Origin of the sequence: Streptomyces zaehneri (assembly GCF_032248645.1) — a bacterium.
Classification (GTDB): Bacteria; Actinomycetota; Actinomycetes; order Streptomycetales; family Streptomycetaceae; genus Streptomyces; species Streptomyces coriariae.
The window spans coordinates 180447-203710 of the sequence record NZ_JASTTJ010000016.1 but is presented as its reverse complement, the minus strand read 5'-3'; the positions used below and the strand labels follow the sequence as shown (position 1 = coordinate 203710).

The 23264-nt window shown below is 71.5% G+C and carries 19 protein-coding genes; 14 read left to right on the top strand and 5 right to left on the bottom strand.

What is annotated here, in order from left to right; genetic code table 11:
* The first annotated feature begins 196 nt into the window (after nt 1–196).
* From QQM72_RS25580 to QQM72_RS25540, 9 genes are all read left to right on the top strand, one after another.
* Entirely contained in the window at nt 197–1408 is a 1212-nt protein-coding gene (locus QQM72_RS25580; RefSeq protein WP_314223195.1) for an ROK family transcriptional regulator, read from the top strand.
* A 107-nt stretch (nt 1409–1515) separates the two neighbouring features.
* Nucleotides 1516–2865, top strand: coding sequence for an ABC transporter substrate-binding protein (locus QQM72_RS25575; RefSeq protein WP_314223194.1), 1350 nt, complete (start codon nt 1516–1518; stop codon nt 2863–2865).
* A 2-nt stretch (nt 2866–2867) separates the two neighbouring features.
* The gene (locus QQM72_RS25570; RefSeq protein WP_314223193.1) at nt 2868–3809 is read left to right on the top strand and encodes a carbohydrate ABC transporter permease; all 942 of its coding nucleotides are present in this window, start codon (nt 2868–2870) and stop codon (nt 3807–3809) included.
* A 5-nt stretch (nt 3810–3814) separates the two neighbouring features.
* On the top strand, nt 3815–4708 hold the full coding sequence (locus QQM72_RS25565; RefSeq protein WP_314223192.1) for a carbohydrate ABC transporter permease: 894 nt from the start codon (nt 3815–3817) through the stop codon (nt 4706–4708).
* 92 nt (nt 4709–4800) lie between these two features.
* Nucleotides 4801–6066 (top strand): 6-phospho-beta-glucosidase, encoded by a 1266-nt coding sequence (locus QQM72_RS25560; RefSeq protein ID WP_314223191.1) that lies wholly within the window; start codon nt 4801–4803, stop codon nt 6064–6066.
* Nucleotides 6057–7031: an N-acetylglucosamine kinase gene (locus tag QQM72_RS25555; RefSeq protein WP_314223190.1), complete on the top strand. Its 975-nt coding sequence runs from the start codon at nt 6057–6059 to the stop codon at nt 7029–7031. The genes QQM72_RS25560 and QQM72_RS25555 overlap by 10 nt, the downstream gene beginning before the upstream one ends.
* A gap of 179 nt (nt 7032–7210) precedes the next feature.
* Nucleotides 7211–8602 carry a hypothetical protein gene (locus QQM72_RS25550; protein WP_314223189.1) on the top strand — a complete coding sequence of 464 codons (1392 nt, stop codon included), beginning with the start codon at nt 7211–7213 and terminating at the stop codon, nt 8600–8602.
* 122 nt (nt 8603–8724) lie between these two features.
* Nucleotides 8725–9756 (top strand): glutamate ABC transporter substrate-binding protein, encoded by a 1032-nt coding sequence (locus tag QQM72_RS25545; protein ID WP_314223188.1) that lies wholly within the window; start codon nt 8725–8727, stop codon nt 9754–9756.
* Between the two features lie 72 nt (nt 9757–9828).
* Nucleotides 9829–11163, top strand: a complete 1335-nt coding sequence (locus QQM72_RS25540; RefSeq protein ID WP_314223187.1) for a hypothetical protein — start codon at nt 9829–9831, stop codon at nt 11161–11163.
* A gap of 25 nt (nt 11164–11188) precedes the next feature.
* Here QQM72_RS25540 and QQM72_RS41040 read toward each other — a convergent pair whose 3' ends face one another.
* Complete coding sequence (locus QQM72_RS41040) at nt 11189–11557, bottom strand: hypothetical protein (RefSeq protein ID WP_449657438.1); 369 nt, start codon at nt 11555–11557, stop codon at nt 11189–11191.
* Nucleotides 11558–11567: 10 nt separating this feature from the next.
* On the opposite strand from QQM72_RS41040, the gene QQM72_RS25535 reads away from it, so the two are divergent.
* From QQM72_RS25535 to QQM72_RS25520, 4 genes are all read left to right on the top strand, one after another.
* Nucleotides 11568–13877 (top strand): tetratricopeptide repeat protein, encoded by a 2310-nt coding sequence (locus QQM72_RS25535; RefSeq protein ID WP_449657437.1) that lies wholly within the window; start codon nt 11568–11570, stop codon nt 13875–13877.
* A 3-nt stretch (nt 13878–13880) separates the two neighbouring features.
* On the top strand, nt 13881–15422 hold the full coding sequence (locus tag QQM72_RS25530; protein WP_314223185.1) for a PP2C family serine/threonine-protein phosphatase: 1542 nt from the start codon (nt 13881–13883) through the stop codon (nt 15420–15422).
* 197 nt (nt 15423–15619) lie between these two features.
* Nucleotides 15620–16966, top strand: a complete 1347-nt coding sequence (locus QQM72_RS25525) for a vWA domain-containing protein (RefSeq protein WP_314223184.1) — start codon at nt 15620–15622, stop codon at nt 16964–16966.
* Nucleotides 16967–17014: 48 nt separating this feature from the next.
* Nucleotides 17015–18694: an FHA domain-containing protein gene (locus QQM72_RS25520; protein ID WP_314223183.1), complete on the top strand. Its 1680-nt coding sequence runs from the start codon at nt 17015–17017 to the stop codon at nt 18692–18694.
* Here the strand turns inward: QQM72_RS25520 and QQM72_RS25515 are convergent.
* Entirely contained in the window at nt 18691–19719 is a 1029-nt protein-coding gene (locus QQM72_RS25515; protein WP_314223182.1) for a methyltransferase domain-containing protein, read from the bottom strand. The two genes, QQM72_RS25520 and QQM72_RS25515, sit on opposite strands and share 4 nt — an antisense overlap.
* Before the next feature lie 100 nt (nt 19720–19819).
* Here QQM72_RS25515 and QQM72_RS25510 point away from each other — a divergent pair, with 100 nt between their 5' ends.
* Nucleotides 19820–20233: a globin gene (locus QQM72_RS25510; protein ID WP_314223181.1), complete on the top strand. Its 414-nt coding sequence runs from the start codon at nt 19820–19822 to the stop codon at nt 20231–20233.
* A gap of 196 nt (nt 20234–20429) precedes the next feature.
* Here QQM72_RS25510 and QQM72_RS25505 read toward each other — a convergent pair whose 3' ends face one another.
* Genes QQM72_RS25505 through ettA form a run of 3 tightly spaced genes read right to left on the bottom strand, consistent with a single transcriptional unit; the run spans nt 20430 to nt 23188 of the window.
* Nucleotides 20430–21110, bottom strand: coding sequence for a hypothetical protein (locus QQM72_RS25505; RefSeq protein WP_314223180.1), 681 nt, complete (start codon nt 21108–21110; stop codon nt 20430–20432).
* Nucleotides 21107–21517, bottom strand: coding sequence for an acyl-CoA thioesterase (locus QQM72_RS25500; RefSeq protein WP_142264361.1), 411 nt, complete (start codon nt 21515–21517; stop codon nt 21107–21109). The genes QQM72_RS25505 and QQM72_RS25500 overlap by 4 nt, the downstream gene beginning before the upstream one ends.
* A 6-nt stretch (nt 21518–21523) precedes the next feature.
* Nucleotides 21524–23188, bottom strand: coding sequence for an energy-dependent translational throttle protein EttA (gene ettA / locus QQM72_RS25495; protein WP_171397307.1), 1665 nt, complete (start codon nt 23186–23188; stop codon nt 21524–21526).
* Nucleotides 23189–23264 lie beyond the last annotated feature (76 nt).

Below are 23264 nucleotides of genomic sequence, written 5' to 3'. Positions count from 1 at the left end.
CCCCGAGCCCCCGAGCCCCCGAAGTAACGACTCTGTTGCCTCGGGGGTGTTTGCCCTTTCACTCCTTGACGTCCCGTTCGTGACGGGTCTACGTTCCTGCCAGCCGATAGGAAACTTTCCTAACAGTGACCGGATGTGGACTTGCGTCCGGCGTACTTGAGAAGCTGGGCAGTTCAGAAAGGCAGGTGTCGACCCCATGGCAGGAATCGCCGGTACGCCGGGCACCCCGCGCGTCCTGCGCGCCATGAACGACCGCGCCGCCCTCGACCTCCTGCTGGCGCACGGCCCCCTGTCCCGCACCCGCATCGGCAAGCTCACCGGCCTGTCGAAGCCCACCGCCTCACAGCTGCTGGCCCGGCTGGAGGCGGCGGGACTGGTGCTCGCGACCGGCACCACCGAGGGGCGCCCCGGCCCCAACGCCCAGCTGTACGAGGTCAATCCGGCCGCCGCGTACGCCGCGGGGCTCGACGTCACCCCCGAACGCGTCCTGGCCGCCGTCGCCGACGCCACCGGCCGCACCGTGGGCACGTTCGAGGTGCCCACGCCCGGCCGGAAGACCGCCGACGCCGTCGTCCGGCAGGTCACCGACGCCCTCGACGGCGCGGTGAAGGCCGCGGGCCTCACCCGGGACGAGGTGCGACGGCTGGTCGTCGCCACCCCGGGCGCCTTCGACCCCACCACCGGCCGGCTGCGCTACGCCTCCCACCTGCCCGGCTGGCACTCCCCCGCGCTGCTGGACGATCTCGCAGCGGCCCTGCCGATGCCGGTCGAGTACGAGAACGACGTCAATCTCGCCGCCGTCGCCGAGCAGCGCCTGGGCGCGGCACGCGACCACGAGGACTTCGTCCTGCTGTGGAACGAGGGCGGTCTCGGCGCCGCCCTGGTCCTCGGCGGCCGGCTGCACCGCGGCTGGACCGGCGGCGCCGGCGAGGTCGGCTTCCTGCCGGTTCCGGGCGCACCCCTGGTCCGGCAGGTCACCAAGGCCAACAGCGGTGGCTTCCAGGAGCTGGCGGGCTCCCAGGCCGTCCCCCGGCTGGCCCGGGAACTCGGCATCACCGACCTCCCGTCCGGACCGTACGCGGAGGTCGCCGCCGCGCTCGTCGCGCGGGCCGCCGCCGAGGACACCGCCCCGCACCGGCAACTGCTCCAGACGTACGCGACCCGGCTGGCGACCGGTCTCGCCTCGCTGGTCTCCGTACTCGACCCCGAACTCGTCGTCCTCAGCGGCGCCTCCCTGACCGCCGGCGGCGAGGTGCTGCGCGCCCTCGTCCAGGACGAGCTGGAGGAGCTGGCCGCGTCCCGGCCGAAGCTGGTCATGGGCGACGTCACCGAACGGCCCGTGCTGCGCGGCGCGCTGGAGAGCGCGCTGGCGGCCACCCGCGACGAGGTCTTCGACACCTCGCGCTAGCCGCACCACCACCCCCTCCGCCGGACCGCACCTCACCCCGCTCCACCCCGCTCCACCTCACCTCACTTCTTTCCACTCACCCTGCCCTGTCCCTGGAAGGCTCCGCCATGCCCACACGCATACCCGTAGTCGTCCGAAAGGCGGCTTTTGCCCTCACCGCCTCCACGGCCCTCCTGCTCAGCACCACCGCCTGTACCGGCCAGTCCGCGACCGGCTCCGACGACGACGCGTCGAAGGAGACGACCCTCACCTTCTGGCACGCCTGGAGCGCGCCGAACGAGGTGAAGGCCGTGAAGTCGCTGGTCGCGGGCTTCGAGAAGGCGCACCCCAACATCCATGTGAACGTCGTCGGCAACATGACCGACGACAAGATCAACCAGGCGCTGCGCGCGGGCGGCACCAAGGCACCGGACGTGATCTCGTCGTTCACCACCAACAACGTCGGCAAGTTCTGCTCGTCGGGCGCCCTCGTCGACCTCAACCCCTTCTTCGAGAAGGCGGACATCGACCCGGCCACGACCTTCCCGAAGGCCATGAACGAGTACACCCAGTTCGACGGCAACCGCTGCGCCGTCCCGCTGCTGGGCGACGCGTACGGCCTCTACTACAACAAGACGGCGTTCGAGAAGGCGGGCATCACCGCTCCGCCCAAGACCTGGTCCGAGTTCGCGGCCGACGCCGAGAAGCTGACGATCACCCAGGGGAACACGTTCAAGCAGCTCGGCTTCATGCCGAACTACCACGGCTGGGAGACGACCACCGAGCACTACCTCGGCCAGTTCTCCCCGACGTACTTCGACACGGCCGGCAGGTCGACCATCGCCACGGACCCGGCCGTCGCCTCCGCCTTCACCCTCCAGAAGAAGCTCGTCGACGACCTCGGCGGCTTCAAGAAGCTGGAGACCTTCCGCTCCACGCTCGGCGACGAGTGGGGCCCGAAGCACCCCTTCCAGACCGGTCAGGTCGCGATGCAGCTCGACGGCGAGTGGCGGCTGGGCATGGCGCTGGAGGCCAAGCCGGACTTCGAGATCGGCGTCGCCCCGCTGCCCGTCCCGGACGACCAGGCGGCCCAGTACGGCAAGGGCTACATCACCGGCACCATCGCCGGCATCGCCGCCACCAGCAAGAAGCAGAACGCGGCCTGGGAGCTGGTGAAGTACATGACCACCGACACGGACGCGGTCGTCGCCTTCTCCAACGCCATCCACAACGTGCCGTCCACGCTGGCGGCCCTGAAGTCCCCGGATCTGAAGTACGACGCGCGTTTCAAGACGTTCCTGGACATCGCCGCGAACCCGAACTCGACCACCTCCCCGGCGTCTCTCAACGGCGGCGTCTACCTCACCACCGTGCAGCAGCTCGGCTACGACTACGAGAGCGGCAAGCTCACCGACCTGAAGGCCGGCCTGAAGAAGGCGGCGGCGCAGATCGACACGGACATCGCGCAGGCGAAGTAGCGATGACCACCCACACCTTGAGGGCGAAGCACCGGCGCTCGGCGCTGCGCACCCTCGCCTTCCTCTCCCCCTGGCTGATCGGTTTCGCGGTCTTCTTCGCGTACCCGATGATCTCGACGGTCTACTTCTCGTTCATGCACTACGACGGCTTCAAACCGCCGACGTGGAGCGGCACGAAGAACTGGACGTACGTCTTCGAGCACTATCCGTTCTTCTGGCCGGCCCTGCGCAACACGCTCTGGCTCGTCGTGATCATGGTGACCCTGCGGGTCCTGTTCGGACTCGGGATCGGCATGCTCATCACGAAGATCAAGACCGGTACGGGTGTCTTCCGCACCCTCTTCTACCTGCCCTACCTGGCCCCGCCGGTGGCCGCCACCATGGCCTTCGCCTTCCTCCTCAACCCCGGCACCGGCCCGGTCAACTCGATCCTGGAGAAGGCCGGCATCCCGGCGCCCGGCTGGTTCAACGACCCGAGCTGGTCCAAGCCCGCCCTCACCCTGATGTTCCTGTGGGGGGTCGGCGACCTGATGGTCATCTTCATGGCCGCGCTGCTCGACGTACCGAAGGAGCAGTACGAGGCCGCGGAACTGGACGGCGCCTCGGCGTGGCAGCGGTTCCGGTTCGTCACCCTCCCCAACATCTCGCCGATCATCATGTTCGCGGTCGTCACCGGCGTGATCGCGGCGATGCAGTGCTACACACAGCCCCTGGTCGCCGGAAAGGTCGCCTCGGGTGTGATCCAGGGCGCGGGCACCATGTTCGAGCCCGGCTATCCGGAGCACTCCACGCTCACCCTTCCCCAACTCGTCTACAACCTCGGCTTCCAGCGCTTCGACTACGGCTCGGCCTGTGTCGTGGCCCTGGTGCTGTTCGCCCTTTCGATGGCGTTCACCGCGCTGTTGATGCGGCGCCGGGGCGGTCTCATCCAGGCAGGTGACTGACCTCCATGACCCAAGTACTGGACCGTCCGGCGGAGTTGCGGACACCCGCCTCCCCCGCCGAGCGCACCGCCCGCCGCAAGGCCCTGCTGGAATGGATCGCGGTCCACTCCCTCGGCGTGGCCGCGGCCCTCTTCTTCACCCTCCCCTTCGTGTTCGTGTTCCTGACCTCCCTGATGAGCGACTCCCAGGCGCTCAGCCGGGACCTGATCCCGCACACCTGGGAATGGGCCAACTACCGGAAGGTCTTCGACACCCCGGGCTTCCTCACCTGGTGGCGGAACACGCTGGTCTACGCCGGACTGGGCACGGTCCTCACCGTCGTCTCGTCCGTCCCCGTGGCGTACGCGCTGGCCAAGTTCCGCTTCCGGGGCCGGAATCTGACGCTCATGCTGGTGATCTCGATGATGATGCTGCCCCCGCAGGTGGTCGTCATCCCGATGTACCTGTTCTGGGCGAAGCAGCTGGACCTGTCGGGCACCCTGTGGCCGATGATCATCCCGCTGGCGTTCGGCGACGCGTTCTCGATCTTCCTGCTGCGCCAGTTCCTGCTGACCATCCCGAACGAGTACCTGGACGCGGCGAAGGTGGACGGCTGCGGCGACCTGCGCACCCTGCTGAAGGTCGTGCTGCCGATGGCGAAGCCCGGCATCGCCGCCGTCGCCCTGTTCCAGTTCTTCGCCGCCTGGAACGACTACTTCGGCCCGCAGATCTACGCCTCCGAAAATCCGAACGCATGGACCCTCTCCTATGCCCTGGAGTCCTTCAAAGGCGCGCACCACACCGACTGGAACCTCACCATGGCGGCCACCGTGCTGGTCATGGCCCCCGTGATCCTCGTGTTCTTCTTCGCCCAGAAGGCGTTCGTCGAAGGTGTCACCCTCACCGGAGTAAAGGGTTAACAAGCCATGAAGCCACAGACTCCCGGGGGACAACCCCCGGCCCCCCGGCCCATGAACACCACCCCCGGCACCCGGAAGCGAGGCACTCGCCAGTGAAACTCACCGTGGTCGGCGGCGGCTCGACCTACACACCCGAACTCATCGACGGCTTCGCCCGCCTGCGGGACACCCTTCCCGTGGAGGAACTGGTCCTCGTCGACCCGGCGGCCGACCGCCTCGACCTCGTCGGCGGCCTGGCCCGCCGGATCTTCGCCCGGCAGGACCACCCGGGGCGCATCGTGACCACGTCCGACCTGGACGCGGCCGTCGAGGGCGCCGACGCCGTGCTGCTCCAGCTGCGCGTCGGTGGACAGGCCGCGCGCGAGCAGGACGAGACGTGGCCGCTGGAGTGCGGCTGCGTCGGGCAGGAGACGACGGGCGCGGGCGGCCTCGCGAAGGCGCTGCGCACCGTCCCGGTGGTCATGGACATCGCCGAACGGGTCCGCCGTACCAACCCGCACGCCTGGATCATCGACTTCACCAACCCGGTCGGCATCGTCACCCGCGCCCTGCTCCAGGCCGGCCACAAGGCGGTCGGCCTGTGCAACGTGGCGATCGGCCTCCAGCGGAAGTTCGCCGCCCTGCTCGACGTCACCCCGGCCGACGTCCACCTGGACCACGTCGGCCTCAACCACCTCACCTGGGAGACCGGGGTACGGCTGGGCGGCCCCGAGGGCGAGGACCTGCTGCCGGGCCTCCTGGCCGCCCACGCCGACGCCATCGCCGCCGACCTGCGCCTGCCCCGCGTACTCCTGGACCGGCTGGGCACGATCCCCTCGTACTACCTGCGCTACTACTACGCGCACGACGAGGTCGTGCGGGAGCTGCGTACGAAGCCGTCGAGGGCGGCGGAAGTGGCGGCGATGGAAAGGCAGTTGCTGTCGCTGTACGCGGACCCGGCGCTGGACGAGAAGCCGGAGCTGCTGGCGAAGCGCGGCGGCGCCTACTACTCGGAGGCCGCGGTGGACCTGGCGGCGGCGCTGCTGACCGGATCCGGCAGCCCGTACCAGGTGGTGAACACGCTCAACAACGGCACGCTGCCCTTCCTCCCCGACGACGCGGTGATCGAGGTACAGGCGGCGGTGGGCCCCAAGGGTCCGTCCCCGCTGCCCGTGCCGCCCCTGGACCCGCTCTACAGCGGCCTGACGGCGAACGTGACGGCGTACGAGGACCTGGCCCTGCGGGCGGCCCTGCACGGCGGCCGCGACAGGGTCTTCAAGGCCCTGCTGTCCCACCCCCTGATCGCCCAGTACGAGTACGCCGAGCGGCTGACCGACCAGCTGATCGCACACAACCGGGAGCATCTCGCGTGGGCCTGACGGCAAGCGTGCTCGCCATCGACGCGGGCAACAGCAAGACGGACGTCGCGGTCGTGGCGGCCGACGGAAGGGTCCTCGCCACGGCCCGGGGCGACGGCTTCCGCCCGCCCGCCGTGGGCGTGACGGCGGCGGTGGACGCCCTGGCCGACACCGTCACGCGCGCGTACACGGCGGCCGGCGTCGACTCGGCGGTCCATGTCTCGGCCTGTCTGGCCAACGCCGACCTGCCGGTGGAGGAGGAGCAGCTGGCGGCGGCCCTGCACGCACGCGCGTGGGGTGACTCCGTGGACGTCCGCAACGACACCTTCGCCATCCTGCGGGCGGGCGTCGCCGACCCGCGGGGGGTGGCCGTCGTCTGTGGCGCCGGCATCAACTGCGTCGGCATGCGCCCCGACGGCCGCACCGCCCGCTTCCCCGCCCTCGGCCGCCTCTCCGGCGACTGGGGCGGCGGCTGGGGCCTGGCCGAGGAGGCGATATGGCACGCGGCGAGGGCGGAGGACGGCCGGGGCGGACCGACCGCCCTCACCGACGCGCTCCCGGCCCACTTCGGTCTGCCGTCCATGTACGCCCTGATCGAGGCCCTCCACCTGGAGCACATCGCCCCGTCCCGCCGCCACGAACTGACCCCGGTCCTCTTCGCCACGGCGCGGGACGGGGACGCGGTGGCGCGCACGATCGTCGACCGGCTGGCGCAGGAGGTGGTGTCCATGGCGACGGTGGCCCTGACCCGGCTGGACCTTCTGGAGGAGGAGACACCGGTACTTCTGGGGGGAGGCGTTCTCACCGCGGGCCACGGGCAACTGGACGACGGGGTACGGGAGCTCCTGGCCGCGCGGGCGCCGAAGGCGGTGCCGAGCGTCGTACGGGAGCGCCCGGTGCTGGGGGCCGCGCTGCTGGGCCTGGACCGGCTGGGGGCGGACGCCGACGTGCAGCGAAGGGTGCGCGGACACTTCCACGCGGGGTGAGTGACCGCATGCGCCCCCGAACGCAACAGGGGCCCCCACCAGGGAACCGAACACCCACCCGACGCGTATTCATGGGCAGAGGTGACTGCGATCTGATCAAGATCCAGTGAAGGCCGGTGCGCATGACCGGTCCCGCCAGCGATACTGGCGGCGGCAGATGACCATGGGGGAGGTCAAACGTGGCAAAACCGGCACCAGGCAGCACCGTAGCGCCACTTGCGCCGGCCTCGGCGCCACCGCCGACGCGGCGTACGGCCTTCGCCGAGGGCGTCGACAAGGCGCGCGCGGCGGCGACCACGGAGCCGGGCCGGCTCCGCATCATCGGCGCCCTCCTCGCCCTGCTCGTCCTCGCCTTCGGCGCCGTGACGGCCTGGCAGACGACCGACCGCGCGGCCGCCGCCGACGACGTGCTGCACAAGAGCCAGCCGCTCAGCACGGCCGCGGCCGACATCTACCGTGCGCTGGCCGACGCCAACACGGCGGCCTCCAGCGGATTCCTGGCGGGGGGCCAGGAGACGGCGGAGTCCCGGTCGCGCTACGAGGAGGACATCGACGAGGCCGCCTCCAAGCTCGTCACGGCGGCCAACAACGCCGACCCCGATTCGCCCTCGACGGCGTTCATCACCAAGCTGAACAAACTGCTGCCCGAGTACAAGGGCCTGGTGGAGCGCGCGCGGACGTACAACCGGCAGGGTTTCCCGGTCGGCGGCGCCTATCTGCGGTACGCGAACCAGAAGATGCAGGGGGAGATGCTCCCGGCGGCCCAGGATCTCTACACGAAGGAGAACCAGCGCCTCCAGGACGACTACGGCGACGCCACCCCCTACCCGTGGGCGGCGATCGGTCTCGGCGTCCTCGCGCTGGCCGGTCTCGCCTGGGCGCAGCACCGCAACTACCGCCGTACGAACCGGGTCCTGAACCACGGCCTGGTCGCGGCGACGGCGACCACCACGGTCGTCCTGCTCTGGCTGGTCGTCGGCCACAGCGTGGCCCGCGCGGGGCTCAACGACTCCTACGACCACGGCGTCCGCTCGCTGAACGTCCTGCACGACGCCCGGATCGCCTCCCTGAAGGCGCGCGGCAACGAGAACCTGACGCTGGTGGCGCGCGGCGCCGAGACGGTGAAGGTGGCCGCCGACGGCGAGGAGGTGACGCTCGACAAGTACGACCACGAGTTCACCACCGAGATCACCACCCTCGGCAAGGGCCTCACCCTCGCGGCGAAGCTCGCCGACGACCAGGCGGGCGAGAAGCCGGTCGCGTCGGCGGAGAGCAACATGGCGGAGTGGAAGAAGCGCCACACCGCGGCCCGCGCGCAGGACGACAACGGCAACTACGAGCAGGCGCTGGCCCTGGTGATCGGCGGCAAGGACGCGACCGGCGCGTGCTTCGACAACGTCGACCAGAACCTCGCGGACGCGCTGGCGCACGAGCAGACCGAGTTCCGGCAGGCGGCCGGGGACGGCCTGGGCGCGATGACCGGCCTGCCGATCGGCGCCGCCGTGCTCGCCGTGCTGGGCGCCGCGGGCGCGGTCGTCGGCATCGGCCGCAGACTGTCGGAGTACCGGTGAACGGGCGTGTGCCGGTGAACGGGCGCGGATCGGTGAACAGGCCTCTGCCGGTGGGCAGGAGCGTGTCGGCGGGCGGGAGCGAACCGGCGGAAGGAGGCGTACCGGTGGAAGGGGGCGTGACGATGCGTGTGCGACGAGTGCGGGCCGGCCTGAAGGGCTGGGGCGGAGTGGGCGCGATGACGGCACTGTGCGCCCTCGCGCTGTCCTTCGTCCTGCTGCTGCCGTGGACGACCCGGTCGCCCGGCGACAAAAGCACCGGCCGGGCCGGCCAGGGCGTCGCCACGGGCACCCAGGCGGCCGACGCCGACTGCACCGACCCGGAGAAGCGGACGCCGACGCCGTCGAGCGCGGACGGTCCGACGATCGCCGCCATCAAGGCCCGGACGGGCGAGAAGCGCAAGCTGATCGTCGGGGTCGACCAGAACAGCTACCGCTGGGGCTACCGCGACCCCAACAACACGGGCGCGGAGCTGGAGGGCTTCGACATCGACCTGGTCCACCGGATCGCCCAGGACATCCTCGGCGACCCGAACGCGGTCCAGTTCAAGGCCATCCCGACCAACCAGCGCATCCCGGCCATCCAGGAGGGCCGGGTCGACATGGTCGTACGCACCATGACGATCTCCTGCACCCGCCTCGCCGATGTCGCGTTCTCCGCGCCCTACTTCAAGACGGGACAGCAGGTCCTCGCCCCCAAGTCCTCGACGATCAAGGGCTACGACGACACGCTGGCGAAGAACAGGATCTGCACGGCGACCGGTTCGACGGCCAACACCAAGCTGGTCGACGACAAGAAGGCGGGCAGGATCGCCTCCAGCGTCGTGATCGCCACCCCCGTGCCCAACCAGCTCGACTGCCTGGTGCGGTTGCAGCTCGGCGAGGTCGACGCGGTGGTCACCGACGGCGCGCTCGCGGCCAGTCAGGCCGCCCAGGACCCCACGGTCGAGCTCAAGGGCGCCCCCTTCACGACCGAGTACTACGGCGTGGCCATGAAGAAGAACGCGACGGATCTGGTACGCCGGGTCAACCAGATCCTGGTGGAGTACCGCGCGAGCGGCTGGCAGGCCTCGTACGACAAGTGGCTGTCGGCGACACTGGGCAGTGACGCGACGAAGTCGACGCCGCCCGCCCCCCAGTACCTGAGCACGAGCTGACGACCGGCGGGCGGGACGGCGGGGCAGGCGGCGGACAGAGCCGGGAAGACCGACAGCAGCGAGAGGTGATCGATGGGCGTCACGGGACCCCCCGGGCCGGTGATGGACCGGGACGAGGTCGACCGTGCGCTGGCGCGGCTCGGCGCGGAGCACGAGGCGATCGAGACCTCGCTCCTCGCCCTCCAGGACCACGCGGGCCGCAGGCTCCTCGAAGGCGCCGAACTCACCGGTGTCACCAAGGAGCGCTGGGCGTCCGCGGAGGCGTCGATCACGCTGCTGTGGACGTACTTCGACGCGTACACGGACGCCCTGCGCGGCGCCCGCGACATCCGCTCGCGCCGCCGCTGGTCCAGCCGCGAGGACCTGGCGGAGCTGACGGAGCTGCTGCGCGGCGAGTCCGTCACGGTGGCGGGCTCGGCCGCCGGTACGGCCGCCACCGCCGAAGCGCCCACGCTGCACGGCGCCGGCCGGCTCAGCCACAGCTTCTCCCTCACCACCCTCGTCGACCGGATGAACGAGCTCTACGCGTCCTCGCTCGACATGGTCGTGACCGCCGACGCGGTCTGGTCGGCGCTGCCCGCCCGGATAGATTTACTGGCCGCGGAGCTCCAGCGCACCCGCCGGCTCGCCCACTCCGTCGGCGTCCGTCCGGGCGAGCACCCGGCGGGCGACGACCTGGAGCGCATCACCCACACCCTGACCTCGCTGCGCGAGCAGGTGGTGTCGGACCCGCTCGCCTTCTGGGTACGGGCGCAGGGCAGTTCGGCGCCGGGCGGCGGCCGTCCGGACACCACGGTGTACGACCGTGAGGCACGCGCCCTGGAGGACGTGCGCCGGGAGATCGAAGCGGTACTGACGGTTCGCCAGGACGCCGAGCAGCGGCTGGTGAAGCTGCGGGACGTCCTCAGCCGGGCCGACCGGACGCTCGCCGAGGCACGCACCGCGCGCGGCGAGGTGCTCGCGAAGATCGCCGCGACGGAGGTGCCGGTGGTCAGCGGCCCGCCGACCGTGCTCCACGAGCAGCTCGCGACGGCCGCCGAGTACCGCAGGCACGCCCAGTGGCACCGCCTGTCCCCGCTCCTGGAGTCCCTGGAGCAGAAGGCGGAGGACGAACTGCTGCGTGCCCGCGAGTCGTTGACCGCGGTCACCCAGCCACTGGCGGTCCGCGCGGAGCTGCGCGGCCGTCTCGACGCGTACAAGGCGAAGGTCGCCCGGCACGGGCTCGCCGAGGACCCGTTCCTCATCGAGCGCTACGACGCGGCGCGCCGCATGCTGTGGAGCGCGCCCTGTGATCTGCGCGTGGCCGGACAGGCCGTCCTGCGCTACCAGCAGGCGGCCGCCGAACTGCTCACGGCACCGCGCGTGCCGGAGCAGGGCGGCCTTGAGGACCGTAGGGGGGAGCAGTAGCCATGAGTCAGGCAGGGCAGGCGTGTCAGCGGCCGGGCTGCGAGGGGTCGTACGAGGATGTGGGCGGCGGCGAGCTGTACTGCGACACCTGCGGTCTGGCCCCGGTCGTCTCGTCCGGGGGTCCCCCCTCCGGGGGAGGCCTGGTCGGCTCACCGCCGACCGGGGTGACCGGGGGCGGCAAGGGCTCGGCGGGCAGCGCCAGTTCACGTTCCAGCGGGCGCAGCGCCCGCAGTACCCGTACGTCGTCGCAGTCGTCGAAGTCGCGCCGCTCGGTGTCCGGACGGCTGTCCCGTTCGCTGTCGGGCAAGTCGACGGGCCGTTCGGTGTCGGTGCGCAGCTCCGGCTCGACGGCCGGCTCCTCCGGGCGGGCCCGGCTCGGCGTCGGACTGGTCACGGTGCCGCAGGTGCCGAGGCCCGACCCGCGCGGGATGGTGCAGGAGAACCCCGAGGTGCCGGAGCGCAAGCGGTTCTGCTCGCGTTCCGACTGCGGTGCCCCGGTGGGCCGTTCGCGCGGCGAGCGGGAGGGACGCACGGAGGGCTTCTGCACCAAGTGCGGCCACCCGTACTCCTTCGTGCCGAAGCTGAAGGCCGGCGACGTCGTGCACGGCCAGTACGAGGTCGTGGGCTGTCTGGCGCACGGCGGGCTCGGCTGGGTCTACCTGGCGGTCGACCGCGCGGTCTCCGACCGGTGGGTGGTGCTCAAGGGCCTCCTGGACACCGGTGACCAGGACGCGATGGCCGCGGCCATCTCGGAGCGGCGCTTCCTCGCCGAGATCGAGCACGCCAACATCGTGCGGATCTACAACTTCGTCGAACACCTCGACCAGCGCACCGGCTCGCTCGACGGCTACATCGTCATGGAGTACGTCGGCGGCAAGTCCCTCAAGGAGATCGCCAACGACCGCCGCACCCCGCAGGGCAAGCGGGATCCGCTCCCCGTGGAGCAGGCGTGCGCGTACGGCATCGAGGCGCTCGAGGCGCTCGGCCACCTGCACAGCCGCAACCTGCTGTACTGCGACTTCAAGGTCGACAACGCGATCCAGACCGAGGACCAGCTCAAGCTGATCGACATGGGCGCGGTCCGGAGAATGGACGACGACGAGTCGGCCATCTACGGCACGGTCGGCTACCAGGGCCCGGAGGTCGCCGAGGTCGGGCCGTCGGTCGCCTCCGACCTGTACACGGTGGGCCGTACGCTCGCCGTCCTGACCTTCGACTTCCAGGGCTACACGACCGTCTTCGTCGACTCGCTGCCCGACCCCGACAACATCGAGGTCTTCCGGCAGTACGAGTCGTTCTACCGGCTGCTGGTCCGCGCCACCGACCCCGACCCGGCCCGCAGGTTCGCCTCCGCGCAGGAGATGGCGGAGCAGCTGACGGGCGTGCTGCGCGAGGTCGTCTCGCTGCAGAGCGGCCGGGCGCGGCCCGCGCTGTCGACCCTGTTCGGACCGGAGGTCAAGGTCACGGACACGGAGCTGTTCCCGAAGCCGGCCGGCGAGGTGTCACGGCTGGGGGCGCGGGTCGCCGTCAAGTCGTCGCGTCTGTTCGGCGGTTCGGGCGCCGCGCCGGCCCTCACCCGCGGCCCGGGCAACGAGGCCGCGGCACCCGGCGGCACGGCTCCGGTCCTGCCGGGCGCCGCTCCGGCCTTCGCCGGCGCGGCTCCCGCGCTGGTCGGCGCCGCTCCCGCCTTCGCCGGCGGCTCCGGGCCGGCGGGTGCCGGCGGTGTCGCGTCGCCCGGCGCCGGAAGCACCGTCGCGCCGGGCGCTGTCGCCCCCGGCCTCGTGAAGACCGTCCCCGCGCCCGCCGCCGCGCTCGCGCTGCCCGTCCCGCACGTCGACGCCACCGACCCCAACGCGGGTTTCCTGGCCGGCCTGCTGGCGTCCGCGCCGACCGAGCTGATCACGGCTCTCGCGGCCGCGCCGGCACCCTCGGTCGAGACCCGGCTGCGGCAGATCCGCGCCTGGCTGGAGAACGGCGACCACCAGGCCGCCCTCATGTCCCTCCAGAAACTGGAGGGCGAACGGCCCGACGACTGGCGGGTGGTCTGGTACCGGGGCGTGACGTCGCTGGTCACCGGCGACCACGAGGGCGCCGCGCTCGCCTTCGACGCGATCTACGACGCCTTCCCGGGCGAACCCACGCCCAAGCTGGCGCTCGGCCTGTGCGCGGAGGTGCTGGGGCAGCTGGACAACGCCGCCGAGTACTACCGCCTGGTGTGGTCGACCGACCCGAGCTACGTGAGCTCCGCGTTCGGCCTGGCCCGCGTACAACTCGCGGCCGGGGACCGGCGCAGCGCCGTACGGACGCTGGAATCGGTGCCGGAGTCCTCCATCCACTACACGGGGGCCCGGGTGGCCGCCGTGCGGGCCCGGCTCCGGGAGCGGACCGCCCTCGCCTCCGACGTACCCTTCCTGGAGGACCTCACCGCCGCCGCGGCCCAGGTCGAGGCGCTGGACGCGTACGGTCTGGATCCGACGCGGCGCGAGCAGTTGTCCGCGGAAGTCCTCGGCTGTGCCCTCGACTGGATACTCTCCGGTGGCCGGGGCGCGGGCTCGACCGCCCCGGTGCTGCTCGGCAGCGAACTGGACGAGCGGGGGCTGCGCTTCGGCCTGGAGCGCTCGTACCGCACGCTGGCCCGGCTGGCGACCGGCGGCGAGGAAAGGATCGACCTGGTGGAACGTGCCAATCGTTACCGCCCCCGGACGTGGGTGTAGTTGATGTCCCAGATGCCCCGGCAGGCCGCCCTGCCGACGTGTCCGAGCTGCGCGGAGCCGCTCGACGCGGGTGACCGTTTCTGCGGCGCGTGCGGATACGACCTGTCCGCCGTACCGCCGCGCCCGGACGACCATCCGACCCTCACGATGAACGGCTCGGCCCAGCCGGCTCCCGCGCAAGCGGCGGCAGGGCCGACGGGCCCGACGGTGAGCGGTACGGCCGTACCGGGTACCGGCGCGATCGGCGTGAGGGCGAGCGGTGCCGGTCACGGCGGTGCCGGTTTCAACGGTGCCACCGCGAGCGGTGTCGCCGCCGCGGCACCGCCGCCGCATGCCGGGGCGTCGATGCCGCCGGGTTCCGGCGCGCCGGTACCGCATGCCTCCGGAGCATCGGCGCCGCAGGGGCCCGGTGTGCCGCCGCCGTCGGGTCCCGGAGCGCCGGTGCCGCAGGGCTCCGGCGGCCCGCTCCCGTCGGCTCCCACCGCCTCCCCCGCTTCCGGGGACCGCGGTGTCACCGGCGGCGCCGGTGTCTCGGGTGTCCGGTTCGACCGGCCCTCGGAGCCCGACGAGTACGCCCTCCAGGCGCCGGACCCCCGGGTGGCCGCCGAGGCCGCCGTGGTGGCCGACACCGCCCAGGTGTGCGTGGCCTGCCGGGCGGGCCGGGTCGACGACGACGGGTACTGCGAGAACTGCGGGCACGCCCAGCCGCGCGAACGCGACCACATGGAGCTGGAGTCGGGGCCCATGGCCGCCGTCAGCGACCGCGGCCTGCGCCACCACCGCAACGAGGACGCCTTCGGACTCGGCCGCACCGCCCTGCCCGACGGGTCGCCCGCTCTGGTGGCGATCGTCTGCGACGGCGTGTCCTCCGCGACCCGCCCCGACGACGCCTCCCTCGCCGCGTCGAAGACGGCACGGGAGTCGCTGCTCGCCGCCCTGCCACAGGGCACTCACCCGCAGCAGGCCATGCACGAGGCGATCGTCGCCGCCTCGTACGCGGTCAACGCGCTGGCCGACGAGCCGGCCACGGCCCGTGAGCACGCCCCGCACCAGAACGCCCCGGCCTGCACCCTCGTGGGGTCGATCGTCACACCCGGGCTGCTCGTCGTCGGCTGGGTCGGCGACAGCCGCGCCTACTGGGTCCCGGTGGACCGCAGTTCGCCCCCGGCCCGGCTCACCGAGGACGACTCGTGGGCCGCGCAGATGGTCGCCGCGGGCCTGATGAGCGAGGCGGAGGCGTACGCCGACGAGCGCGCCCACGCGATCACCGGCTGGCTCGGCGCCGACGCCTACGAACTGGAGCCGCACACCGCCTCCTTCAAGCCGGACCGGCCCGGTGTGGTGGTGGTGTGCACGGACGGCCTGTGGAACTACGCGGAGGCGGCCGAGGAGATGGCCGAGGTCCTCCCGCCGGACGCCTCCGCCCGGCCGCTGCACAGCGCACGCGTCCTGGTCGGCCACGCCCTGGACGGCGGGGGCCACGACAACGTAACAGTGGCCGTCGTGCCGTTCCCCGCCCCCGCGCAGGGGGCAGGATCGGCCTGAGGCCGCAAAAAGGGAAACACCGGAGAACCCAGGAGAACCCCGGAGAACACGGGGAACACCGGAAGACACGGGGAACACCGGGAAACACGGAAAGCACGGGGAAGCACGGGGAAGCACGCGTACGGACCGGTGGGGACCGGTCCGTATTCAGACATCGCCCCGCGAGCGTGGGGTTTCCGAGGGGGATTTGAGTAGGCATGGCCAATTTCTCGAAGTCGAACGTGCCGCAGTTCTCGGTGGACGTCTACCAGAACGAGTACCTGCCGGAGGGCGGCCGCGAGGTCAACGCGATCGTCACGGTGACCTCCACCGGCGGCGGCACGGTGGGCGGCGCGGCGGCCGCGCCGCACCTGTACTCGCCGAGCCAGGGCCCGTCCGCAGCCGTGGCGGTCATGGTGGACTGTTCCGGCTCGATGGACTACCCGCCGACCAAGATGCGCAACGCCCGCGACGCCACCGCCGCCGCCATCGACACCCTGCGCGACGGCGTGCACTTCTCGGTGATCGGCGGCACCCATGTCGCCAAGGAGGTCTATCCGGGCGGGGGCCGGCTCGCGGTCGCCGACGCGACCACCCGCGAGCAGGCCAAGCAGGCGCTGCGCCGGCTGAGCGCGGGCGGCGGCACGGCGATCGGCACCTGGCTGCGACTGGCCGACCGACTGCTGTCGACGGCGGACGTCGCCATCCGGCACGGCATCCTGCTCACCGACGGCCGCAACGAGCACGAGTCGCCGCAGGACCTCAAGACCGCCCTCGACGACTGCGCCGGCCGTTTCACCTGTGACGCACGCGGCGTGGGCACCGACTGGGAAGTGAAAGAAGTCACAGGGATCGCCTCCGCCCTGCTCGGCACCGCCGACATCGTCGCCGACCCGGCCGGCCTCGCCGCCGACTTCACGCAGATGATGGAGACGGCGATGGGCAAGGAGGTCGCGGACGTCGCGCTGCGCCTGTGGACCCCGGTCGGCACCGCCATCAAGTTCGTCAAGCAGGTCGCGCCGACGGTCGAGGAGCTGACCGGACGCCGTACCGAGGTGGGCCCGCGCGCGGGCGACTACCCCACCGGTTCCTGGGGCGACGAGTCCCGCGACTACCACGTGTGCGTCGAGGTCCCGGCCGCGAACGTCGGCCAGGAGATGCTCGCCTCCCGGGTCTCCCTGGTGATCCCGCAATCGGACGGGACGGTCCAGAACCTCGGCGCGCAGGGCCTGGTGCGGGCCGTGTGGACCGACGACATGTCCGCCTCCACGTCGATCAACCCCCAGGTCGCGCACTACACGGGGCAGGCCGAACTGGCACAGGTCATCCAGCAGGGGCTCGACCTTCGCAAAGCGGGCGATATGGATGGAGCAACGGCCAAACTGGGCCGGGCCGTTCAGCTCGCGAGCGCTTCGGGGAACGGTGATACTGCGAAACTGCTTGCGAAGGTGGTGGACGTGGTCGATGCCACGACAGGTACTGTGCGACTGAAGGCGAAGGTCACGGACGCCGACGAGATGACGCTCGAGACCCGGTCCACAAAGACTGTTCGTGTAAAGAAGTGACCTGAACGCTTTTTTGGGACACCGAAGGAGAGAGGGGGACGCGCCGACATGCCGACCTGCCCGAACGGACACCAGTCGGGTTCCGACGACTGGTGCGAGGTCTGCGGTCACCGCATGGCCGGTGCCGTGCCTCCGCCCCCTCCCCCACCGCCCCCGACCGCCGGCGGCTACGGCTTCCCGCCGCCCGGCCAGGGTCAGGGCGGCCAGCCCGGCGGACGGCACCTGTCCTCCGTGCCGGACCACGAACCGGAGCTCTGCCCGCAGTGCCGTACGCCCCGTGAGGGCGGTGCGCCGTTCTGCGAGGAGTGCCGGTGGAACTTCCTGACCAACACGGCCACCTCGTACACCCCTGCCGCCCCACGCCCACCGGCGCCGGGCCCCGGCGCGGGTCCGGGCGGTCCGGGTCAGGGTGGTCCGGGTCAGGGTGGTCCTGGCGGTTTTGGTGGTCCCGGCGGGCGTTTCCAGCCCCCGCCCCCCTCCTACGGGGGCAGTGACGCGTTCGATTACCAGAGCTCCCGCCCGTCCCAGATGAACCGTCCCGCCGAGCCGATCCCGCCGTTCGGCGGCGAGCCCTCGGGTCCGGGCGGTCAGGGCAGGCCCGGCGGTCAGGGCCGTCCGGGCGGTCCTGCCGGTGGTCCGCCTCCGGGCGCCTTCGGCCGGGACCCCTCCGTCCAGGGCGGTGACCCCTTCGGGCGCGAGCCGTCCGGCCCCGGCGGCCGTCCTCCCGGCCCGCCCGGCGACCCCTTCGGGCGCGAGCCTTCGGGTCCGCCCTCGGACCCCTACCGGCGTGAGCAGAGCGGACAGGCCTCCGATCCCTTCGGGCGCGAGCCCGGCGGCCCCGGCGGCGACCCCTTCGGGCGCGAGCCCGGCGGCCGTCCCCCGGGTCCGCCCGGCCCCGGCGGCCCGTCCGCCTTCGGCGCCGACCCCTCGCGACCGGTTCCGCCGCCGCCCGGGCCCACGGCCGGTCCCGGCATACCAGGCCAGGGCGGCTTCGGTGGCGGCCAGAACGACCCGAGGAACCAGAACGACCCGAGGAACCAGGGCGGCCCTGGGGCTCCGCAGGCCTTCCAGCCGTCCGGCCCGACGGCCCCGTCCGGCTTCCCGCAGGAGACCGGTCGCCCGCAGCAGCCCGGCGGCCGGCCCTTCGGCGGCGCCGACGACGACTGGGTGATCTCCCCGCCGTCGCACACCGGCCCCGGTCAGGGCGCGCCCGGTGGCCCCGGTGGCCCCGGCCCGGCTCAGGGCGGCGGTGGCTACGGCTACCCCCAGCCCGGCGCCACCCAGGCACCGCCCCCGCCCGGCCCCGCCTACCAGCAGCAGCCGGCAACCTGGTCGGTGACCATCGGCCCGGACCGCGCGTACTTCATGGCGATGATGCACCGCTCGGGCCCCGAGGCCGCGGGGCTCAACCTGCCCGCGTACTCGCCCGAGCAGCAGCGCATGCTCACCGGCAACCAGTTCACCATCGGCCGCCGCCGCCACTCCACCGGGGAGACCCCCGACCTGGACCTGTCGGTACCGCCGGAGGACCCGGGCGTCTCGCACCAGCATGCGGTGCTGGTGCAGCAGCCGGACGGCAGCTGGGCCGTCGTCGACCAGAACTCGACGAACGGCACCACGGTGAACGGCTCGGAAGAACCGATCCAGCCGTTCGTCCCGGTGCCGCTCCAGGACGGCGACCAGGTGCACGTAGGCGCCTGGACGACGCTCACCATCCGCCGCGGCTAGGCCTCTGCGAGGCCCGGCCCCGACGAACCCGATGAACCCGATGAACCCGGCAGGGGCCACGCGTACGGCCCCTCCGGTTCGTCGAGCCAGGCCCATGCGTGCTCGGCGCCGACCGTGATGCCGTACCGCTCCCGCCCCGGCATGCCCTCGCGCTCCCACAGGACGGACGCCTCCTGCGGATCGAGGGTGCCCCGGGTCAGGGCCAGCAGGAAGCGGAACGTGTCGCTCTCCCTGGCCCGGTGCGGCACGCCGGCGAGTGCCGGCTGCTCCGGCTCGGGCCGCTCCGACCCGCGCAACGGCACGAAGTAGGCCGGGGTCTCCAGGAAGTGGCCCTCGGCGTGTCCGACGTCCCGCACGGTCAGCGCGATCAGCCCGGTGGCCAGCGGCGCCAGGATCAGGGCTCCGGGAGCGCACTGGGTGAGCCAGGCACGCGGAACCGACGCAAGCGTGCAGGTCGCGATGATCCGGTCGAAGGGTGCGCGCTCGGGTACCCCACGCGCCCCGTCCCCGGTGACGACGGTCGGCCGGTACCCGGCGTCGTCGAGGTGGCGACGGGCGGACTCGGTGATCTCCGGGTCCAGGTCGATGGTGGTGACGTTCCCGTCGCCGAGCCGGTACGACAGCAACGCCGCGTTGTAGCCGGTGCCCGCGCCGATCTCCAGCACCCGGTCTCCGTCCTCGACCCGCAGCTCGGCCAGCATCAGCGCCATCAGGGAGGGCTGGCTGCTGGAGGAGAGCAGCACGCCGTCGCGCAGTCTGGTGGCCAGCGGGACGTCCTCGTACGCGCCCCGCACCCAGCGCTCCCGGGTACGCGGGTCGGGGCTCCCGCCCCACCGTCGTTCATAGCCGCCGACACCGCCGACGTAGTAGTACGGCACGAAGAGGTGACGGGGGACCGCCGCGAAGGCCTCCGCCCAGCGTGGATCGGCGCCGAAGGCCCCGCTCGTCTCGATCTCACGCAGCAACATCGCCCGCGCCGATGCGGCGAGGTCTGCCAGCTCCTTGTCGAGTGCGTCCGCGCTCATGCCTCCACTGTGCGGCGCGCGGCCCCGGTAAGCGAGCCGCTGGGAGTGACCGCAGGGGGCGGTCCTAAGCCTCAGGTCCTCCGTCTCCCGGTCTGAGACCATGGGAGACGTGAAAGAGATTCGGCGTGGCACGCTTCAGGAGCAGACCTTCTACGAGCAGGTCGGTGGGGAGGAGACCTTCCGCCGACTGGTCCACCGTTTCTACGAGGGAGTCGCCGAGGACCCGGTCCTGCGGCCCATGTACCCGGAGGAGGACCTGGGTCCGGCCGAGGAGCGTTTCGCGCTGTTCCTCATGCAGTACTGGGGCGGTCCGACGACCTACAGCGAGCACCGCGGCCACCCGCGTCTGCGCATGCGGCACGCCCCCTTCGTCGTGGACCGGGCCGCGCACGACGCCTGGCTGAAGCACATGCGGGTCGCGGTCGACGAACTCGGTCTGTCCGAGGAGCACGAACACACCCTGTGGAACTACCTGACGTACGCGGCGGCGTCGATGGTGAACACCCCGGAGTAGACCGCGCCGAGGGACGAACCGGGGGCGCGACGGGGACGCCACGGGGACGCGACGGGAAACGGCCCGAGTGCACGACAGAGGACGAACGAACCGGGAACGCGTCGGGCCTTGAGGCGGGAACGCGTCGGGGCACGGCAGGGGACGAACCTGGGGGTATGACGGGGACCTGGGCCGCGGACGGCGCTGACGGCGCGCGTCAGCGCACGCTGACGTCGAGCATCCCCAACCGCCCCGCCCGCCGTACGGCGATCGACCCGTACGGTGTGCGCAGCCGCAGCCACGCGCCGAAGGAGACCAGTCTCAGCTCCTCCGAACCCGTGGAGGGCCGAAGGAACCCGAGCGACTGGGCCGCGTGCACGGCGCGCACGGGAAGGCCGGTGTCCCCGACCGTCCGGGACCAGATCTCCCGCCCGATCCGGTCGAGTTCGGCCCTCGTCCGCAGCTCGGCCGTCAACTCCTCGGTACGGGAACGGAATTCGGCGACTGCCGCGCCGACCATCGCACGCAGCGCGTCCGCCCCGGGCAGCCCCGCCTCGGGCCGCCAGCCACCGCGCGGCGGCAGCACACCGGCCCACGGAGGCCCGGTGACGGCCGCGGGAACGGCGGCCGTCGCGGCGCTCTCGTCGACGGACTCCAGCAGTTCCCCCGCCGACACGGTCACGTCCAGCGTGACGTCGAGGCCGTTCTCGTACGGCTTGGCCAGCCGGACCGCACGGATCGCGAGCACCTCGAAGGAGGGCGGCCGGCCGAAGACGGCGAGCGCGGTGCCGGCCGCCTGGAGCCGTACCGCCGCTCCACGGTCGTAGTGGAGCAGCCGGGAGAGGAAGGCCGCGACATCCGCCGCCTCCCCCTCGTCGGCGAGGTGGAGCACCGTCATGCGGCGACGGCCTCCTCGTCGTCGTCCCGGTACTCGGCCAGGAAGTCACGCTCCTCGGCGGTGAGCCGACGCGGCCGCTGCGCCTCGAAGTCGAACGGCACGATCACCGTGGAGGCGGTGACATAGATCTGGTCGCCGTCCTTCACCTCGTAGGCGATGGTGAAGGACGCGGCCCTGATCTGGGTGATCCACAGTTCGATGTCGACCGGGGAGTGCCGGTGGACGAGCTGCCGCTTGTAGTCGATCTCGTGGCGGGCCACCACGGACCCCTGCTTGAAGTCCTTCTCCGGGCGGAACAGGAAGTCGATACGGGCTTCCTCCAGATAGCGGAGGAAGACCACGTTGTTGACGTGGCCGTACGCGTCCATGTCCGCCCAGCGCAGTGGGCAGCGGTAGATGTGCCGCAAGATCGATCAGCCCCGGGTCAGCTTCTTGTAGGTGGCGCGGTGCGGACGAGCGGCGTCCGCGCCCAGCCGCTCGATCTTGTTCTTCTCGTACGACTCGAAGTTGCCCTCGAACCAGAACCACTTGGACTCACCCTCGTAGGCGAGGATGTGCGTGGCGACCCGGTCGAGGAACCACCGGTCGTGGGAGACGACCACGGCCGCACCCGGGAACTCCAGCAACGCGTTCTCGAGGGAGGACAGCGTCTCGACGTCGAGGTCGTTCGTCGGCTCGTCGAGGAGAAGCAGGTTGCCGCCCTGCTTGAGGGTGAGCGCCAGGTTGAGGCGGTTGCGCTCACCACCGGAGAGCACACCGGCCGGCTTCTGCTGGTCCGGGCCCTTGAAGCCGAACGCGGAGACGTACGCGCGGGACGGCATCTCCACCTGCCCGACGTTGATGTAGTCGAGTTCGTCGGAGACCACGGCCCACAGCGACTTCTTCGGGTCGATGTTCTCGCGGCTCTGGTCGACGTACGAGATCTTGACGGTCTCGCCGACCTTGATGGACCCGGAGTCCGGCTCCTCGAGTCCCTGGATCATCTTGAAGAGGGTGGTCTTGCCGGCGCCGTTCGGGCCGATGATCCCGACGATGCCGTTACGCGGCAGCGTGAAGCTGAGGTCGTCGATGAGGACCTTCTCGCCGAAGGCCTTGGAGAGGTTGCTGACCTCGACGACGATGGAGCCCAGGCGCGGGCCCGGCGGGATCTGGATCTCCTCGAAGTCCAGCTTCCGCATCTTGTCGGCCTCGGCCGCCATCTCCTCGTACCGGGCGAGACGGGCCTTGGACTTGGCCTGACGCCCCTTGGCGTTGGACCGCACCCACTCGAGCTCTTCCTTCAGACGCTTCGCACGCTTGGCGTCCTTCTGCCCCTCGACCTTGAGGCGGCTCGCCTTCGTGTCGAGGTAGGTGGAGTAGTTGCCCTCGTAGGGGTGGGCGCGACCGCGGTCGAGCTCCAGGATCCACTCGGCGACGTTGTCGAGGAAGTACCGGTCGTGGGTGACGGCGACGACGGTGCCGGGGTACTTCGCGAGGTGCTGCTCCAGCCACTGCACGGACTCGGCGTCCAGGTGGTTGGTGGGCTCGTCGAGCAGCAGCAGGTCGGGGGCCTCGAGCAGCAGCTTGCACAGCGCGACACGGCGGCGCTCACCACCGGAGAGGTTGGTGACGGGCCAGTCGCCGGGCGGGCAGCCCAGGGCGTCCATGGCCTGCTCCAGCTGGGTGTCCAGGTCCCACGCGTTGGCGTGGTCCAGGTCCTCCTGGAGCTTGCCCATCTCGTCCAGCAGCGCGTCGGAGTAGTCGGTCGCCATCAGCTCGGCGACCTCGTTGAAGCGCTTGAGCTTGCCCATGACCTCGGCCGCGCCGTCCTGCACGTTCTCCAGAACGGTCTTGGACTCGTCGAGCGGCGGCTCCTGGAGCAGCATCCCGACGCTGTACCCGGGCGACAGGAACGCGTCACCGTTGGAGGGCTGCTCGAGCCCCGCCATGATCTTCAGAACGGTGGACTTACCGGCACCGTTAGGCCCGACCACACCGATCTTCGCGCCGGGCAGGAAGCTCAGCGTTACGTCGTCAAGGATGACCTTGTCGCCGTGTGCCTTGCGCGTCTTGCGCATGGTGTAGATGTACTCAGCCAAGAGAAACCGTCCGGCAGCTTGAGATCTGGCAGTGGGCAGGTGGGCAGATACACCCCATCTTGCCTGAGGTCCAGCC

What these genes read in the sequence shown, in the direction of transcription:
- QQM72_RS25575 (WP_314223194.1), top strand. Translation starts at nt 1,516, where the DNA reads ATGCCCACACGCATACCCGTAGTCGTCCGAAAGGCGGCTTTTGCCCTC.
- QQM72_RS25515 (WP_314223182.1), bottom strand. Translation starts at nt 19,719, where the DNA reads ATGAGCGCGGACGCACTCGACAAGGAGCTGGCAGACCTCGCCGCATCG.
- QQM72_RS25580 (WP_314223195.1), top strand. Translation starts at nt 197, where the DNA reads ATGGCAGGAATCGCCGGTACGCCGGGCACCCCGCGCGTCCTGCGCGCC.
- QQM72_RS25530 (WP_314223185.1), top strand. Translation starts at nt 13,881, where the DNA reads ATGTCCCAGATGCCCCGGCAGGCCGCCCTGCCGACGTGTCCGAGCTGC.
- QQM72_RS25565 (WP_314223192.1), top strand. Translation starts at nt 3,815, where the DNA reads ATGACCCAAGTACTGGACCGTCCGGCGGAGTTGCGGACACCCGCCTCC.
- QQM72_RS25505 (WP_314223180.1), bottom strand. Translation starts at nt 21,110, where the DNA reads ATGACGGTGCTCCACCTCGCCGACGAGGGGGAGGCGGCGGATGTCGCG.
- QQM72_RS25545 (WP_314223188.1), top strand. Translation starts at nt 8,725, where the DNA reads ATGCGTGTGCGACGAGTGCGGGCCGGCCTGAAGGGCTGGGGCGGAGTG.
- QQM72_RS25525 (WP_314223184.1), top strand. Translation starts at nt 15,620, where the DNA reads ATGGCCAATTTCTCGAAGTCGAACGTGCCGCAGTTCTCGGTGGACGTC.
- QQM72_RS25510 (WP_314223181.1), top strand. Translation starts at nt 19,820, where the DNA reads ATGGGAGACGTGAAAGAGATTCGGCGTGGCACGCTTCAGGAGCAGACC.
- QQM72_RS25520 (WP_314223183.1), top strand. Translation starts at nt 17,015, where the DNA reads ATGCCGACCTGCCCGAACGGACACCAGTCGGGTTCCGACGACTGGTGC.
- QQM72_RS25570 (WP_314223193.1), top strand. Translation starts at nt 2,868, where the DNA reads ATGACCACCCACACCTTGAGGGCGAAGCACCGGCGCTCGGCGCTGCGC.
- QQM72_RS25540 (WP_314223187.1), top strand. Translation starts at nt 9,829, where the DNA reads ATGGGCGTCACGGGACCCCCCGGGCCGGTGATGGACCGGGACGAGGTC.